Raw genomic sequence first — 15,296 nt, forward strand, 5'->3', positions numbered from 1 at the left:
CAAAATAGTTCATTCATAAGGTAAAATATAAAAAGATCAGTAGGATAATGAAGGGAGGGGTAGAAAACCGATGAAAACGATCCTTATCGCTGATGATTCCGCCTTTATGCGCAAATGGCTACGAAATATCTTAGAAAAGCACGCCTATGTCGTCATCGCAGAAGCTGCGAATGGAATTGATGCGGTGAGGCTTTACCAAAAACACCACCCAGACATGGTATTACTAGACATCATCATGCCGGTTACGGATGGCTTAACGGCATTAAAAAAGATTAAACAGCTGGACCAGTGTGCGAATATCATTATCGTATCCTCCCTCGCTACAAAAGAAAATGTGATGGTCGCCCTTCAGCACGGAGCAAAGGATTTTATTATCAAGCCATATTTTCATAACCTAATCCCTACCTTAGAAAAAATCTCCAAGCCCTAGCAAGCATTTTCCGAAGCTACAAAGAAAATGCTTCTATTCATCTCTCTAAAACTAGTTATCTCCTATTTAGTTAAAATTATCATGAAGAAGTGTGAAGCAAGCAAATTATGGGAATCCTACCTATATAGCCCTTAAGATGTTCGAACAAATCATTACACTTTAGACGTTTTTCACGTTATTGTAATATTATAGGCTTTGGTGAGGAGTGAACATAAATGGAAATAAAAATATCAGATGATGCATTAAATTGGTTTAAAGAGGAAGTCGAGTTAACGGAAGGTGATACCGTAAAGTTTCAAGCAAAATACGGGGGATCAAGCCCTATTCACGAAGGTTTCTCCCTAGCATTTCAAGTGAAGGAGGAACCGGTGGAACCTATCTCTCAAGTAGAGAAGGACGGCATCACCTTCTTTATAGATACAACAGATGCGTGGTATTTCGAGGGATATCATTTATTAGTCAATTATGACGCAGAATTAGATGAAGTCGTTTATGATTATGAAGAGATCCACTAATTTTGGCACCATTGTCCCGCTTTTTTTTAAAGTGGGACAAACTAACATTTATCGTGATTAGAAAAATATTGTGTTATGATTATGTTAAAGTGAGACTTCCAATTTTCCCGATGGTTAACATTGTTTAAAACATCTTAAGGAGGCGTATCTATGGGGGCACAAGAATTCCGCAAGGCGATGAGTAAATTTGCTACCGGAATAACGGTTGTGACAACGGAATTTGACGGTAGTGTTCAAGGAATGACAGTGAATGCATTTATGTCTGTTTCCTTGGACCCTCAATTAATTACTATTTCATTAGATCATCGAACTAATTTTTATGAAAATGCAGATAAAATAAAGCGATTTGGTGTAAGTATTCTTCGTGAGGAGCAACAGGAAATTTCTATGATTTTTGCCAAACAAATCGATAAAGCGTTTCATGATTTTACAATGCTTGATCAGATCCCTGTTATAAATGACGCCTTAACCACACTGGCATGTACGGTGATTAATACAGTGGAAGCTGGCGATCATTTACTATTAATCGCCAAAGTGGATGAGATAAAACTAGATGAAGGAAAACCTATACTCTATTATAATAGTAATTATCACAAACTAGAAAATCCTTAAGCAGGATAAGGAAATGAAAAATCATGACAATTCTCTCAATCATTAAATTATGTGCAACATTACCAAGGAAGAAATCTCTTTTTCAATTGAATCGTGTAAGTATGCGAGATACACTAGTGTTTTTGTTTTTATTATTCTTTTTTTCCTTTTTACCGAATGCCATTCTTATTATCATCCAATTTGATCCGAGTGTGTCACAACTCTCGTATTCTCAATATTTGCTACAGGTAATCGTTTTTTATCCATTTTTGATGATGTTTCTCGTAATTTCGGGTATTTCGATATTAGCATTAGGCGCATGGCTTATTTGTTTTATGCTAAGGAGAAAGCTTAAATACCAGCAGCTATGGAAAATGACAGGGTTTGCTTCTTTTCTACCGCTATTAGCCTATGTTGTCTTATATTTTACCCCATTGCCAAATATGGCATCAATTACGCTATGTGCTATCTGGTTATATGTACTTGTCTATCAAATGATAATCATTTATCCGACAAAAAAGTGAGGAGTGAAAATCAGTGACAGCTAACCCTTGGAAGATCACATCAACGCAAACAACCCAAATTGATCGGTTCAAGATAACCATCGATGAGATCATGCTCGCAAATGAAGAGGCAAAAAATTTCTCTTATATACAGTTTCGTGATGGTGTATGTATTCTGGCCATAACAGAGGATCAAGAAATTATTCTGTTGAAGCAATACAGGCATGCTGTTCAGTCATGGGAATTTGAACTCCCTGCTGGCATGATAGAGGACGAGGAAGAGGCTCTTTATGCTGCCAAACGCGAACTGTTAGAAGAAACGGGTTATCAATCACTGGAATGGGAATCCTTCGACTACTTTTTCCCATCCCCTGGGTCTACAACGGAGAAAATTCATTTGTTTTTTGCTAAAAATGCGTTTAAGGTGAGAGACCAAGCATTAGACCCTACAGAGGATATCTCTGTTTCCTTGATTACTCCAGAGGAAATGAGCGGGATGATTACAGATGGCAGATTTAAGCATGGAGCAGGCTTAGCATGCTGGGCAAAATATATATCAAAATATCAGCATTCATTCCTATTATAAGTAAAAACAGTCTAGCAAATACGCTAGACTGTTTTTTATCTATTCCTGAATCATATTTCGAACCTTTTCTACTTCTTCTTGTGGCACAATGTAATAATAGATACCATCAATTTTTGTACCAGATCCTTGTACCTGATAGTTGGTTATTTTTTTCCTTGTATCACTATAGCCATCAAGTAATGCTTTCATATCATCGAACTGGAGACTTGTCGTCATGTTATTTCCCATCACCTCGATGACTTCATGAATTTTAGTGACATTGGCAATGTTTGCTCCACCATCGATAATGCCAGCAATCACCTTACGTTGTCTTTCTGTTCGGCCAAAATCACCTGCTGGATCTTGTTTTCTCATTCGAACATAGGCCAAAGTTTTTTCGCCATCCATCTCAATAGGACCTTTTGTAAAATTATATTTTCCGTCAGACCACTCAATTTCGTTATTTACCGTAATCGTACCGACAACATCTACTAACTCCTTTAAACCTTCCATATTAATTCGAACAAAATAATCAAGCTCTATCCCTAGGAAGTTTTCTACCGTCTGAACAGACATATCTGCTCCACCAAAGGCATAGGCATGATTAATCTTATCCTCATAACCTTCACCTACAATTAACGTACGTGTATCACGAGGAATACTAACAATCTGCATTTCATCCTTCTCTGGCTTTAAAGTTAGCACCATTAATGCATCCGATCTTCCTTTATCATTTCCTCTTTGGTCTACTCCTAGAAGTAGAATATTAAGAGGCTCTGTCGCATTTAGCTTTTTCTTAACCTCTTGCAAATCAATCGAATCAACTGGCTCATGCATTTTCGTATCAACCGTTTTCTCTACATTGTTAATAATAGTCCAAGCATATATGCCTACCCCAACAATAATAAGAAAGATAATGATTAATGGTGTCAAAAGCCACCACTTTTTTTTAGACTTTTTTCGATTAGCTCTCGTTTCCACCTGGTCTTCATCCTATTCTCTTAACTTTAGTCATTATTCTCACATAAATTATAGCACATCGCCCAGAAAAAGTAAGTATTTTTCTAAAGTTGTCAAAAAACAGCTTATTTTGCGAATCCCAAAATAAGCTGTTCTCATGTTCAACAAATTAAGAGTTTAAAAGACTACGATCAGGATAGATCATAATTTTAATACTCGTATCCTTTTCAATTCTAGCTTTTTCAACGGCTTCTTCTATTTGATCCAGAGAATATTGATGGGTAACGATCTGTTCTATATTCATTTCCTGATCACTCAAGCCTTGGATTGCCGCGGGATAGGTGTTGACATATCGAAAAAGTCCATGAACATCATACTCTGAGTCAACTAAATGCGTAATATCGATGCCAATTTCCTCTGCTGCCGGCAGACCGACGAGAACTATCCTTCCACCTCTTCTTGTCACGGTCAAGACGTCCTGTACTGCCCGCGGATTTCCAGACGTTTCTATTGATACATCCATACCTTTTCCAGCTGTCAATTGCTCTAATCTCTCAGCTAATGATTCCTTAGATGGGTCAATCACAGCAGCTACTCCTAATTTCTTGGCTAATTCTAAGCGAAATGGTACAACATCTGTTGCATAAATCTCTTTTACCCCATATAGCCGAGCCGCTTGTATTGTCAACAGTCCTATTGGGCCAAGTCCTGTAATGAGCATACGATCACTAGGCTTTACCTTTCCCCGGTTCATGGCATGCATCCCAACGGAAAACGGTTCGAGTAATGCCCCCGTTTCATAGCTCATCCCATCAGGTAATGGAAAGACAAAATCACTACGGACAGCGACATATTCCGCCCATGCACCATCAACTGGTGGTGTTGCCATAAAAACCACATCTGGACATAAATTGTAGCGACCTTCCTTGCAATAATCACATCTACCACAGGTCACACCTGGCTCTACCGCAACCCTTTCTCCAACTGTTAGATTTCTGACACTGTCACCAACTGCCACTATATCGCCAGCCATTTCATGACCTAAAATGATTGGCTCCTTTACCTCATATCGACCAATTTTTCCATGCTCATAGTAATGAACATCCGAACCACAAATTCCTATACAGTGTACTTTGATTAGGACCTGATCTGCTTGGATTTCTGGAATCGGTACTTCTTTCACTTCTATATCCAAAGGTTTATTTAATACGGCAGCCTTCATCCTATTGCTCACATCTGTCACTCCTTGTATGCTAAATTACAGGATTCTTTTTCATCAGAGCTTAATCCAACGTCTTTCCTCCGCAGATTGTTCAATCGCATCAAGCAATTTTTGATTTTGGACACCATCCTCAAAATTCGGTGCTGGTTGGTAATCCTCTGCAATCCCTCGGAAAAATTCGTCAATTAAATGAATAAACGTATGCTCATAGCCAATGATATGCCCAGCAGGCCAGTACGCTCCAACATATGGATGCACTTCCTCGGTACAATTGATTAAACGGAAGCCTTGCTCTCCTTCTTCATCACTCGCTAAGTAGAGTTCTAGGTTATTCATATTTTCCATATCCCAACGAACAGAGCCTTTCTCCCCATTGATTTCAAATTTATTCTTATTGCGATTACCATTAGCAAAACGAGTTGCTTCAAATGTCCCTAGTGCTCCATTCTCAAACCGAGCGAGAAACGCTACAGCATCATCCACCGTGACCTCACCCATTTTCGTTGAATCGCCTTTCGCACTTAAACCACCCGTCATTTCACCAATTGGACGTTCTTTAATAAAGGTTTCCATTGTCGCAACAATTTCGGTGAATTCTCCAATCAAAAAACGAGCAAGGTCAATACTATGTGCACCGATATCCCCTAAGGCACCAGATCCAGACACTTCCTTTTTCAAGCGCCAGACTAGTGGAAAGCTAGGATCAATGATGAAATCCTGTAAATAATGAGCACGATAATGGAAAATACGTCCAAGCTTGCCTTGTTCGATCAGCTTTTTGGCAAACTGTACAGCAGGGGCAAAGCGATAATTATGACAAATCATGTGCTTTACCCCGTTCTTCTTCACTGCTGCTAGCATTTGCTCTGCTTCTTCCACAGTTAGCGCAAGAGGCTTTTCTGTAATGATATGCTTACCCGCTTCTGCTGCCGCAATCGCAATTTCGGCATGTGTATGGTTCGGTGTCACAATATCAATCACATCAATATCGTCTCGCTCCACTACTTTTCGCCAATCGGTTTCATAGCTTTCCCAGCCCATTTTTTCTCGTGCTTCCTTCACGGCCTCTTCATTTCTTCCAGCAATGACTTTTAGCTCAGGCTTTAATGGATTGTCAAAATAAAATGGTAAATCACGATAAGCATGACTATGTGCTTTTCCCATAAATTGATATCCTATCATTCCAATTCTTACAGGTTTACTTGTTATGCCCACCACATTTCACCAACCTTTTCTTTGATTAATGCATTTTTCAATACTTCTACGGCTTTATGAAACCCTTCCTCAACAGACATTAAACTATCCTCATGCTCGATCGAGATAGCTCCTTCATAACCGATCAGCTGTAATGCACTGATGATTCGCTTCCACTCTTCCTCTCCATGACCATAGCCAACGGTTCGGAATATCCATGCCCTATTTAATTCATCACTGTATGGTTTCGTATCAAGTACACCGTTTGCTTTTGTATTTTGCTCATCCATTCCTGTATCCTTTGCATGAAAATGGTACAGTGCCTTATGCTTCCCTAACTCTTTAATGCTGACAACAGGATCCATCTGCTGCCAATATAAATGGCTTGGGTCAAAGTTAACACCAATTTGGTTTCCACAGACTTCTCTTAATTTTAGGGCGGTTTCATTATTGTAGACAACAAAGCCAGGATGTGGCTCAATCGCTACTCGTACACCGTGTTCCGCCAAGAAGTCATTTTGCTTCTTCCAATACGGAATGACGCGCTCTTGCCATTGCCATTCGAGTACTTCAGGGTGATCATCTGGCCATGCAGCAGTTACCCATACTGGATACTTCGAATGCTCTGATTCTCCTGGGCATCCTGAGAAGGTGATCACCGTATTTACCCCGATCTTTTCAGCAAGTAGGACGGTTTTTTCAAATTGCTTATGATGCTGTTCGCTTATTGCTTTGTTCGGGTGAAGGGGGTTTCCATGACAGCTAAGGGCACTAATTTCTAAGTTTCTTTGCTCAAATGCTTCTTTAAAGGCAGATAGCTTTCCTTCATCTGCTAATAATTCATCGGGATTACAATGGGCATTACCTGGATAGCCCCCTGTGCCAATCTCCACCGTCTCAAGACCTGCTTCTGCTACCTTATCCAAAGCTTCCTCCAATGACTTATCACCAAATAGTACAGCAAATACACCTAACTTCATTTCCATCACCTAATCCTTTCTGCAAAATGATTGGTAAAACTCACTCATCGTTTTTATGCAAAATAGTCCTCAGCTATTCCTTCTGGTAACGGCTCTGGCTGTTTGCAATGGCTTGGAACAATATAATGCTTCCCATCTGATGAGGCATCATGTATCCCATGCATAATATCTAACACATGGTAGGCGAGCGTTCCATCTGTTCTTGCAGTTCGTTTGGCTAAAATAGCATCGACCATCTCAGCAACCCCTAAGCCCCGACTATTATCGGTAAACCCATGTGTTAAAGGAACCTCAGTCCAATCACTGTCGTCTTTTCTCCGAATCATAACAGGGCCACCGAATGTATTCGGATCTGGAACGATCATGCTTCCTTCTGTCCCATATATCTCGATATGTGGTAATCCATGATGCCATGTATCAAAGCTCATGACCATGGAAGCGACGGCACCATTTTCAAAATCTAAAACACTATTAATCTGTGTTGGAGTTTCGACCTTAATCTTCTCGCCATACTTTTGTTTACTAGTAATCGTACGTTCCTTATAGGTCATTTGGGCAGACCCTGTTACGCGACTGATTGGCCCAATTAATGCAATAAGGGCTGTTAAATAATAAGGACCCATATCGAATAAAGGACCACCACCTACCTGATAATAAAAGGCAGGATCCGGATGCCAACGCTCGTGTCCTGGGATCATCATAAACGCCGTAGCTGAAATAGGCTTGCCAATCACACCATCATCCAAAAGCTTCTTACATGTTTGAATCCCTCCCCCTAAGAAGGTATCAGGTGCATTTCCGATATATAATCCTTTTTCTTTGGCTAACTCTAGCATTTTATTCGCTTCTTCTCTTGTAACTGCTAGAGGCTTTTCGCCATATACATGCTTGCCATTTTCCAATGCCTTTATCGCTATCTCCGCATGAACAGCTGGTATCGTCAAATTAATAACGAAATCAATTTCAGGATCTAACAAAAGCTCCTCTGTCGTATAGGCCTTTGGAACGCCATATTCCGCTGCATGACTTTTGGCACGATCAAGCACCAAATCTGCCACGGCTTGAATCGTGTAATTCTTAAAGCGTTTTGCATTTTCCAAATAGATTCGACTAATATTTCCACAACCAATAATACCTACATTTAATTGATTCATGCTTCCACTCCTATCTGCTTGCCCAAGTCATACCTCTTTGCATTAATTGAAGTACCTCTGGCATTTTGACAATTTCCGCGACATGACCTAACCCACAGTAATAAACCTTTCCCTCTCCCCATTTTTTCGTCCATACAACTGGCATATCCACTTCTCCGTTTGTTTGATATGGTCCTTCTGCAACAGGGAAGCGAGTCGTTGCATGAACATGAATGGCCGGATCAACATGCATATAATATTGCTCAGATACTACTGTAAAATCCTCCATTCCTTCTGTTAACGGATGATCTGGATCCTTGATATGCACCTTGTATTCTACTCCATCATTACCAGGGTGTGCGACCCATTGGCCACCAACCATAAATTGATAGTCTACCTCCATCCGAAAGGAATCACCCATTCCACCATGAAGTCCTGCCAATCCTGTGCCCTGTTCAACTGCTTTCAATAACGGCTGTAGCTGATCCTGTTCGATTGTACCTTGTGTCCAGTTTGGTACAATCAAATCATATTCTGTCAGATCATCTTCTTTCAGTGTCTCTAACGTATCCGTGATTTTAACCTGAAAATCCTTTTCTTCTAATAAACCTGCTAGTATATCTGCTACTTGTTTTGGTTCATGTCCTTCCCAACCACCTTGAAAGATTAATGCTTTTTTCAAGAAAATTACCTCCTATGTTAAAATATTATAGTTAAAATAATCAAAATCAGCTTTTTTATGCTGTCCACTCAGATCCTGTGCGGCCATACCGACAAACGTTCCTGTAAATCGTACATAATCAGAATCGTCGTCTGATAAGTGACCAATGTCTATTTTTTCGCCAATCTGCTGCCATTCATCTGTATCTAATCGGTAGTAAAATTGTAATAAATGATCATGAATGACTGCTTTTAAATAGATTGGTTGATCGTTAGGAAGTGCGATATCCTTTTCTAGCAATTCTTCATAGCTTCCATATTTTGTTTCGATGATTCCAATACATTTTCCTAAGGTTTCGTGTTCTGTTATGCGTAAATACACATGATCCTCTGTATCATAATAAATCATCAATCCTGCCATTTGCTGGAAATTTTCTGGTTCAAATTCTACAGAGGTCTCTAATTCTACTTGGAAATGCTCAAGTCGCCTCATTACCATACTCTGACGATGAAACGAATTCATCGATTCTTCCCCATATAGACGGAGATAACCAGGACGGTCTTTAAGCGAATACCATTTTTCTTCAAAGGTCCTTCTTAATGCATTCCAATGTAAAGCTAGTGTCTCTTCATTAAAATCATCGTGAAGCGGAATGGTTACTGCTTCTGACACTGGCAGATCAGGTGCCGGTACTTCCTTGCTTGGGTTTGGACCATTTTCGATACGAAGCCAATCATCGTCTGTCCAGTAGCATTTTTGTATAGCCGTTTCTCTACCTAAAATACATTTTTTATCGATCACAGGTCGCCCACATAAATGTGCCATATACCATTCTCCATTTTGTGTTTCGACCAAGCAACCATGTCCCGCTTTTTGCAACTGATCTTCATCAGACTTATCAGAGGTTAAGATCGGGTTCATTGGATCCACCTCATATGGACCAAAAAGCGATCGAGAGCGAGCCATTGTTGCTGCATGATCATATTCTGTGCCACCTTCGGCTGTTAATAAATAGTAGTAGCCATTTCTTTTGTATACGTGTGGTGCTTCCGTTTTTCTTAACTCTGTCCCTTTAAAGATATTTCGTATTGGTCCGACTAATTTTTGCTCTTTAACGGAATATTCCTGTAGAGCGATACCCGCAAAAGAGTTCGTGCCCTTGCGATGATCCCAAATCATATTGACTAACCACTTCTTCCCATCCTCATCATGGAATAAGGATGGATCAAAGCCACTACTATTTAGATAAATTGGGTCTGACCATGGCCCTGTAATACTTTCTGCTGTCACTAAATAGTTATGGGTATCCTTAAATGCTCCCTTTCTACTCTTCACATCCGTAAAAATAAGATAATAAGTTCCATCTGAATAGGAAAGACATGGTGCCCAAACACCGCCTGAGTTCAAATTTCCTAGCATGTTAAGCTGGGAGGAACGTGTAAGAGGATAACCTATCAGTTCCCAGTTCACTAAGTCCCTAGAATGATAGATTTGTACACCTGGAAACCATTCAAAAGTAGATACAGCTATGTAATAATTATCCTCTACTCGAAGTATCGATGGATCCGGATTAAACCCAAGTAATACAGGATTTTGAATCATTTTCATGGTTGACTCTCCTTCCTTCCGCCTCTAATTGATAGCGTTATCATATTTTATCATGGTTCTTTCTGTTTTTCTATATTCTATTATAACTAAGTTTATCCAAACAACAAACTATTTTGCCATATTTATGACGAATTTTTTTTATTTTATGTACTATCCTACCAAACTAGAACTTATAATATAATAAAAATAAAAAGGAAGCGATAGGATGAAACGAAAAATCACGCTGATAGTCTGTTGTTTTATTGGAATAGTATGCCTTCTGTTTGCTTCAGCCTATTACCTTATGAATGCAAGAAGTTTTCAGATTTTTGGAGGACTAACCAATCAAGTAGAAACAGATGAGTTGGTGGTGGCTCTAACCTTTGATGATGGGCCGACTGAAAAGGTAGATGCTATTCTCGCATTATTGGATGATTATCAAGCAAAAGCTACGTTCTTTTTAATAGGGAAGGATATGAAGAACAACCCACAACAAACTAGAAAAATTGTAGAGGCTGGCCATCAAATTGGAAATCACACCTTTTCTCATGAAAGAATGATATTCCAATCACAACAATTTATTAAGCAGGAAATAACGAAGACAGATCAATTAATTCGCGAGGCAGGCTATCAAGAAGAAATTGATTTCCGTCCTCCTTTTGGCAAAAAGCTTTTCGGTCTACCCTATTATTTATCGAAGCACGATCGAGAAACGATTACATGGAACATAGAACCAGATACAGCAGAGGATAAGTTAGCGTATGTGCAAGAAAAAATAGAACCAGGCTCCATTATCCTTTTACACCCGATGTATGATCAATCAGGTGAAGAGCTTCAGCTATTGGAAGAAATCCTTCAATTATTAACGAGTCAAGGCTACTCCTTTATTACAGTGGATGAATTGCAGAATTTATAAGATAGACTTATTGTGAATTCTAATCAAATTCTCATTTTTCTCTTATTCTTCTCTCATTTCTAAAAGGTATAGTGAAGATGAATAGAAATGAAGGAGGAAGAAAACATGAAAAAAGTACTATTAGTAGGAGCAGCTGTCACAACCGTTATTTTTGGTGGAGTCACGATTGCATGGGCTTCCACTGATAATCAGGAAGCGATAACGGCCGAACAAGCTTTGAAAACAGCATTTGCGCAGGCTGACGGATTTATCGAGGAAGTTGATCTTTCCTTCGAAGAGGATGATCATTATTACGAAGTAGAAATCGAAAGCAGAACCGGTGAATATGAATTTCAAGTCGATGCCTCTACTGGAAAACTACTGAAATCACAGGATCGTACCAAGGAAGATGCAGAAGAGTATGATGATACGCATTATCCAAATAAGCCAGCCAATCTAACATCCTTTACTGAGTATAGTACAGTCGTCGAACAAGTCGACACAAACGGATTAACATTCCATTTGGAAAAAGATAATCCCGGGAGTCGAATTATGTTTCTTGTCAATGGGGATAAAGAGAAACAGTATAAAATCATCTACAAAAAAGAGGAGCATTTTCTAAAAATTATTGATCTAATGGAAAATGACCAAGTATACAGTGGATTTATTTCTTAGGATAGCGATCTATTTGCATTCCACTCTAGATAGGAAGATAATAGGATAGAGAAAGTAGAGAAAGGAAGCAAATAATGGGATCTACACATGAATTTACGCTAGGAGAAGAAATCGCCAATGCTATTACCCATGGCATTGGAATGGTATTAAGTATTGCGGGATTAGTCATTTTGATCGTAAATGCCTCACTATTCGGAACACCATGGCATATTGTTAGCTTTACTTTATTTGGTGTGACGATGGTATTACTTTATACATCCTCGACTCTTGTACATAGCTTACCAAAGGGAAGAGCGAAAAATATTTTTGAAATACTGGATCATTCTTCGATTTATTTTTTTATTGCCGGATCTTACACCCCATTCTTATTCATCATTGTTAAAGGCTGGGAAGGCTGGACACTTTTTGGCGTCATTTGGGGGCTAGCCATTGGCGGGACTGTTTTCAAGGTGTTTTTCGTCAAGAAATTTTTAATGATTTCTACCCTTCTTTATGTTCTGATGGGCTGGCTAATTGTATTTGTATGGCCACCACTTGTCGACAACCTACATCCCAATGGGTTAATGCTTTTAATTATCGGCGGTGTGCTGTACACAGTTGGGGCTGTCTTCTATGTTTGGCGAGGCTTCAAATACCATCATGCAATTTGGCATTTATTTGTATTAGGTGGTAGCATTACACACTTCTTTAGTGTACTATTATATGTTTTACCACTTTATTAAAATGCTGCTGTTACACTCCCTTTAGATAGCTGAAGGGAGTATTTTTTTACTCAGAGCATCGTTTGTTATTTTTATTTTGGTTATCTCGTTTGATCGTTTGATACAACCATTATTATCTTGGTTATCTCGCCCTAATAGACCAACCCCCTGCTCCCCCTTAAACGCCTTTAATCAAGAAATCAATTTCAAGCCAACAACCGATCCGATGATTAATAAAAGGAAGAAGATTCGTTTTCTATCCTTCGGTTCATGAAAGAACAACATACCAACTAGTACTCCACCTGCTGCACCTATTCCTGTCCAAATTGCATAAGCGGTACCCATGGAGATCGTTTCTAGAGCATAGGTTAAGCCAACAAAGCTAATCATAAAGCTTACGATCATCCCCAATAAATCGAATCCCTTTTTCGTCATATGCCATCTGCTAATCATCATCACACCCGCTGTTTCGAATAAACCTGAAAGAACAAGTATAATCCAGTCCATTACGCTTCTCCTCCTTTATCCGCATGCTGATCTGTCGTTATTTTCAAACCAATTACTCCCACTAAAAGAAGCACAATAAGCAAAATCTTTCCGAGATGGAATTCTCCGCCAAAAACGAGCATCTCCATGGAAACAGTTCCTGCTGTCCCGAGCCCAACAAACACTGCATAGCTCGTACCTGCAGGAAGCTTTTGTCCACTCATTATCAGAAAATAAAAGCTGATAACAATAGCAACAAATGTGCCTGACCACTCCAGAACACTATCCGCATGTTTTAAACCGATCACCCATATTACCTCGAAAATTGCTGCAATAAAAACCTTTAACCATTCCTTATACATAAAAAAACCCCCTCTTCTTAAAATAAAAAAGCCTAAGAGATTGATTCATCTCCCAGGCTTTTATCCCTCCGTGTCACAGCTAGCAGCAGCTGTGTGTCTTCTCTCGGACCTGACCAATTTTTATTGCGGAACCCTAGAAGACCTTATTTATTCACTTTGTCTTTTATTCCAAATAAACCAAACTACAAATAATAGTATCGTAACAAAAGCCATAAGTAAAGCAATGCCAATTTGATCGGTTATTCCTAAGAATAAATAGCCGATTCCAGCCGCTAATGCACTGATAAAGGCATATGGTAGTTGGGTGATTACATGATCCATGTGATCCGAACCAGCACCGGTTGAGGATAAGATCGACGTATCAGAGATTGGTGAACAATGATCTCCAAAGACAGAGCCTGCAAGCACTGCTGCCATTGCAGGGATCACATAAGATACATCATATAAAACAGCTATTTGTGCGGCGATCGGAAGCATAATTCCAAAAGTTCCCCATGATGTCCCAGTGGCTAATGCCATAAATCCGGCTAGAATAAATAATAATAAAGCTAAATAGTCAGGATTAAAGGCAACCTTATCGATTAATTGCGCCAAGAAACCACCAGTATCAATAATTTCAATGATGGCACCAATCATCCATGCTAATACTAAAATATAAATTGCTGGCATCATGGACAGTGTGCCCTTCCAGCTAATTTTCGCAATAGAAAGCTGGCGGTTTGGTAATCGTAAATAGAGCAACAATGCTGTTATTACAGAAAATAATCCTCCAACAAATAACGAGAGATTCACGTTCGTATTTTCAAAAAGCTTGAGCACCGTTGCCTCTTCATCTAATGCCATTTTGCCCGTTACTAACATAGCTGCAACCGTTGCAACAATAAGAACGGCAATAGGAATAACAAGATCGATTATTTTTCCATGCTTATTGAAAATATGAACTTCCTTTGCTTGTACTGCGGCTATATTCTTTGCAGGATCTAACACTTCTCCAGTACGAAGAGCGCGCTTCTCATGTTTTTTCATTGCCCCTATATTAATATTCAATAAGGCTACAAGAAGAACGAACACGATCGCTACTAGTGCATAAATATTATAAGGAATCATTTTCACAAATGCCTCTAATGGCTGATATTCGACGATTTCGTTTGCGACAAAAATAGAGCCTAGTGTGCCAATAATATAAGCGCCCCAGCTGGATATCGGTGTAATAACCGTTACAGGTGCGGAGGTCGAATCAATAAAATAAGCAAGCTTCGCGCGGGATATTTTATGACGATCGGTGACAGGTCTAGCTATTTGCCCTACTGCCAAGCTATTGAAATAATCATCAATGAAAATAAGGATCCCTAATGCAAATGGCATAATTTGTGCATTTTTTCGTGTTTTGATTTTATTTATTGCCCAATCCCCGAAGGCCTTGCTTCCACCAGATGCCGTCATAAAAACGGTCATGATACCAAGCAGGATGAGAAAAACTAATAAATAAAAATTCCCAACATTCCATCCATCTGTAGTATAAAAAATATCACGAAACACAAGCCATATTTGTTGTATCGCAAGAAGAATATCGAAATCATGTATGAGTAATGCACCAACGATGATGCCTGTTCCTAATGATAATAATAATTTCCTTGTCCACAGGACTAATACAAGCATTAATACTGCAGGAATTAATGAATAAAGTGTTCCTTCCAAATTGATAACCTCCACGTTCTTTCATTCCAATTGATACAGAAAAAAAAACAGCAATAGTATTTATTCTATCACTGTTTTATCTATCATATAATTTTACTTTTTATAGTGTACCAATTTCTTATCCATATGTCATCTGTT

General features: G+C 39.1%; 18 protein-coding genes and 1 riboswitch. Of the genes, 8 read left to right on the top strand and 10 right to left on the bottom strand.

The genetic code is table 11. The annotated features are described in order from the left end of the window. Nucleotides 1–70 precede the first annotated feature (70 nt). The 5 genes from ACZ5N5_RS01050 (at nt 71) to ACZ5N5_RS01070 (ending at nt 2,625) form a co-directional block, all read left to right on the top strand. A complete protein-coding gene (locus tag ACZ5N5_RS01050) occupies nt 71–430 on the top strand; it encodes a response regulator (RefSeq protein WP_054861048.1) in 360 nt (119 codons plus the stop codon). A gap of 215 nt (nt 431–645) precedes the next feature. Next, nucleotides 646–945 (top strand): HesB/YadR/YfhF family protein, encoded by a 300-nt coding sequence (locus ACZ5N5_RS01055; RefSeq protein ID WP_054788549.1) that lies wholly within the window; start codon nt 646–648, stop codon nt 943–945. A 150-nt stretch (nt 946–1,095) separates the two neighbouring features. Further along, entirely contained in the window at nt 1,096–1,557 is a 462-nt protein-coding gene (locus ACZ5N5_RS01060) for a flavin reductase family protein (RefSeq protein WP_054788548.1), read from the top strand. A gap of 23 nt (nt 1,558–1,580) precedes the next feature. After that, a complete protein-coding gene (locus tag ACZ5N5_RS01065) occupies nt 1,581–2,060 on the top strand; it encodes a hypothetical protein (RefSeq protein ID WP_464373088.1) in 480 nt (159 codons plus the stop codon). 13 nt (nt 2,061–2,073) lie between these two features. Beyond that, nucleotides 2,074–2,625, top strand: a complete 552-nt coding sequence (locus tag ACZ5N5_RS01070) for an NUDIX hydrolase (RefSeq protein WP_464367741.1) — start codon at nt 2,074–2,076, stop codon at nt 2,623–2,625. Between the two features lie 39 nt (nt 2,626–2,664). Here ACZ5N5_RS01070 and ACZ5N5_RS01075 read toward each other — a convergent pair whose 3' ends face one another. From ACZ5N5_RS01075 to ACZ5N5_RS01105, 7 genes are all read right to left on the bottom strand, one after another. Next, nucleotides 2,665–3,585 (bottom strand): LCP family glycopolymer transferase, encoded by a 921-nt coding sequence (locus tag ACZ5N5_RS01075; protein WP_464373089.1) that lies wholly within the window; start codon nt 3,583–3,585, stop codon nt 2,665–2,667. A gap of 148 nt (nt 3,586–3,733) precedes the next feature. Next, nucleotides 3,734–4,786 carry an alcohol dehydrogenase catalytic domain-containing protein gene (locus tag ACZ5N5_RS01080; RefSeq protein WP_054788546.1) on the bottom strand — a complete coding sequence of 351 codons (1,053 nt, stop codon included), beginning with the start codon at nt 4,784–4,786 and terminating at the stop codon, nt 3,734–3,736. Nucleotides 4,787–4,840: 54 nt separating this feature from the next. Further along, a complete protein-coding gene (locus tag ACZ5N5_RS01085) occupies nt 4,841–5,995 on the bottom strand; it encodes a Gfo/Idh/MocA family protein (protein ID WP_464373733.1) in 1,155 nt (384 codons plus the stop codon). Next, nucleotides 5,992–6,960 (bottom strand): sugar phosphate isomerase/epimerase family protein, encoded by a 969-nt coding sequence (locus tag ACZ5N5_RS01090; protein WP_109983052.1) that lies wholly within the window; start codon nt 6,958–6,960, stop codon nt 5,992–5,994. Before ACZ5N5_RS01090 ends, ACZ5N5_RS01085 begins: the two co-directional genes overlap by 4 nt. Before the next feature lie 53 nt (nt 6,961–7,013). Continuing rightward, nucleotides 7,014–8,114, bottom strand: a complete 1,101-nt coding sequence (locus ACZ5N5_RS01095) for a Gfo/Idh/MocA family protein (RefSeq protein ID WP_109983053.1) — start codon at nt 8,112–8,114, stop codon at nt 7,014–7,016. 10 nt (nt 8,115–8,124) lie between these two features. Further along, a complete protein-coding gene (locus tag ACZ5N5_RS01100; protein ID WP_109983054.1) occupies nt 8,125–8,775 on the bottom strand; it encodes a ThuA domain-containing protein in 651 nt (216 codons plus the stop codon). A gap of 12 nt (nt 8,776–8,787) precedes the next feature. Then, nucleotides 8,788–10,362 carry a glycoside hydrolase family 43 protein gene (locus ACZ5N5_RS01105; RefSeq protein ID WP_464373090.1) on the bottom strand — a complete coding sequence of 525 codons (1,575 nt, stop codon included), beginning with the start codon at nt 10,360–10,362 and terminating at the stop codon, nt 8,788–8,790. A 205-nt stretch (nt 10,363–10,567) separates the two neighbouring features. Here ACZ5N5_RS01105 and ACZ5N5_RS01110 point away from each other — a divergent pair, with 205 nt between their 5' ends. The 3 genes from ACZ5N5_RS01110 (at nt 10,568) to trhA (ending at nt 12,633) form a co-directional block, all read left to right on the top strand. Further along, nucleotides 10,568–11,257: a polysaccharide deacetylase family protein gene (locus ACZ5N5_RS01110; RefSeq protein WP_054861054.1), complete on the top strand. Its 690-nt coding sequence runs from the start codon at nt 10,568–10,570 to the stop codon at nt 11,255–11,257. Nucleotides 11,258–11,362: 105 nt separating this feature from the next. Beyond that, nucleotides 11,363–11,911, top strand: a complete 549-nt coding sequence (locus ACZ5N5_RS01115; RefSeq protein ID WP_109983056.1) for a PepSY domain-containing protein — start codon at nt 11,363–11,365, stop codon at nt 11,909–11,911. A 74-nt stretch (nt 11,912–11,985) separates the two neighbouring features. Then, nucleotides 11,986–12,633, top strand: a complete 648-nt coding sequence (gene trhA / locus ACZ5N5_RS01120) for a PAQR family membrane homeostasis protein TrhA (protein WP_109983057.1) — start codon at nt 11,986–11,988, stop codon at nt 12,631–12,633. A 171-nt stretch (nt 12,634–12,804) separates the two neighbouring features. Here the strand turns inward: trhA and ACZ5N5_RS01125 are convergent, their stop codons facing one another. The 3 genes from ACZ5N5_RS01125 to ACZ5N5_RS01135 all read right to left on the bottom strand — a co-directional run bounded on the left by ACZ5N5_RS01125 (nt 12,805) and on the right by ACZ5N5_RS01135 (nt 15,158). Next, nucleotides 12,805–13,119: a DMT family transporter gene (locus tag ACZ5N5_RS01125; protein ID WP_054861056.1), complete on the bottom strand. Its 315-nt coding sequence runs from the start codon at nt 13,117–13,119 to the stop codon at nt 12,805–12,807. Continuing rightward, nucleotides 13,119–13,460 carry a DMT family transporter gene (locus tag ACZ5N5_RS01130; RefSeq protein ID WP_054788542.1) on the bottom strand — a complete coding sequence of 114 codons (342 nt, stop codon included), beginning with the start codon at nt 13,458–13,460 and terminating at the stop codon, nt 13,119–13,121. The genes ACZ5N5_RS01125 and ACZ5N5_RS01130 overlap by 1 nt, the downstream gene beginning before the upstream one ends. A gap of 47 nt (nt 13,461–13,507) precedes the next feature. Further along, nucleotides 13,508–13,608: riboswitch (guanidine-I (ykkC/yxkD leader) on the bottom strand. Continuing rightward, complete coding sequence (locus ACZ5N5_RS01135) at nt 13,608–15,158, bottom strand: Na+/H+ antiporter NhaC family protein (protein ID WP_109983058.1); 1,551 nt, start codon at nt 15,156–15,158, stop codon at nt 13,608–13,610. It overlaps the preceding riboswitch by 1 nt. Nucleotides 15,159–15,296: the final 138 nt, after the last annotated feature.

It is taken from the genome of Gracilibacillus sp. JCM 18966, from assembly GCF_055392695.1.

Bases quoted from the DNA above. Each gene is read 5' to 3' on its own strand.
- ACZ5N5_RS01125 (WP_054861056.1), bottom strand. From the start codon at position 13,119: ATGGACTGGATTATACTTGTTCTTTCAGGTTTATTCGAAACAGCGGGT.
- ACZ5N5_RS01060 (WP_054788548.1), top strand. From the start codon at position 1,096: ATGGGGGCACAAGAATTCCGCAAGGCGATGAGTAAATTTGCTACCGGA.
- ACZ5N5_RS01095 (WP_109983053.1), bottom strand. From the start codon at position 8,114: ATGAATCAATTAAATGTAGGTATTATTGGTTGTGGAAATATTAGTCGA.
- ACZ5N5_RS01090 (WP_109983052.1), bottom strand. From the start codon at position 6,960: ATGAAGTTAGGTGTATTTGCTGTACTATTTGGTGATAAGTCATTGGAG.
- ACZ5N5_RS01130 (WP_054788542.1), bottom strand. From the start codon at position 13,460: ATGTATAAGGAATGGTTAAAGGTTTTTATTGCAGCAATTTTCGAGGTA.
- ACZ5N5_RS01115 (WP_109983056.1), top strand. From the start codon at position 11,363: ATGAAAAAAGTACTATTAGTAGGAGCAGCTGTCACAACCGTTATTTTT.
- ACZ5N5_RS01050 (WP_054861048.1), top strand. From the start codon at position 71: ATGAAAACGATCCTTATCGCTGATGATTCCGCCTTTATGCGCAAATGG.
- ACZ5N5_RS01105 (WP_464373090.1), bottom strand. From the start codon at position 10,362: ATGAAAATGATTCAAAATCCTGTATTACTTGGGTTTAATCCGGATCCA.
- trhA (WP_109983057.1), top strand. From the start codon at position 11,986: ATGGGATCTACACATGAATTTACGCTAGGAGAAGAAATCGCCAATGCT.
- ACZ5N5_RS01055 (WP_054788549.1), top strand. From the start codon at position 646: ATGGAAATAAAAATATCAGATGATGCATTAAATTGGTTTAAAGAGGAA.
- ACZ5N5_RS01110 (WP_054861054.1), top strand. From the start codon at position 10,568: ATGAAACGAAAAATCACGCTGATAGTCTGTTGTTTTATTGGAATAGTA.
- ACZ5N5_RS01080 (WP_054788546.1), bottom strand. From the start codon at position 4,786: ATGAAGGCTGCCGTATTAAATAAACCTTTGGATATAGAAGTGAAAGAA.
- ACZ5N5_RS01065 (WP_464373088.1), top strand. From the start codon at position 1,581: ATGACAATTCTCTCAATCATTAAATTATGTGCAACATTACCAAGGAAG.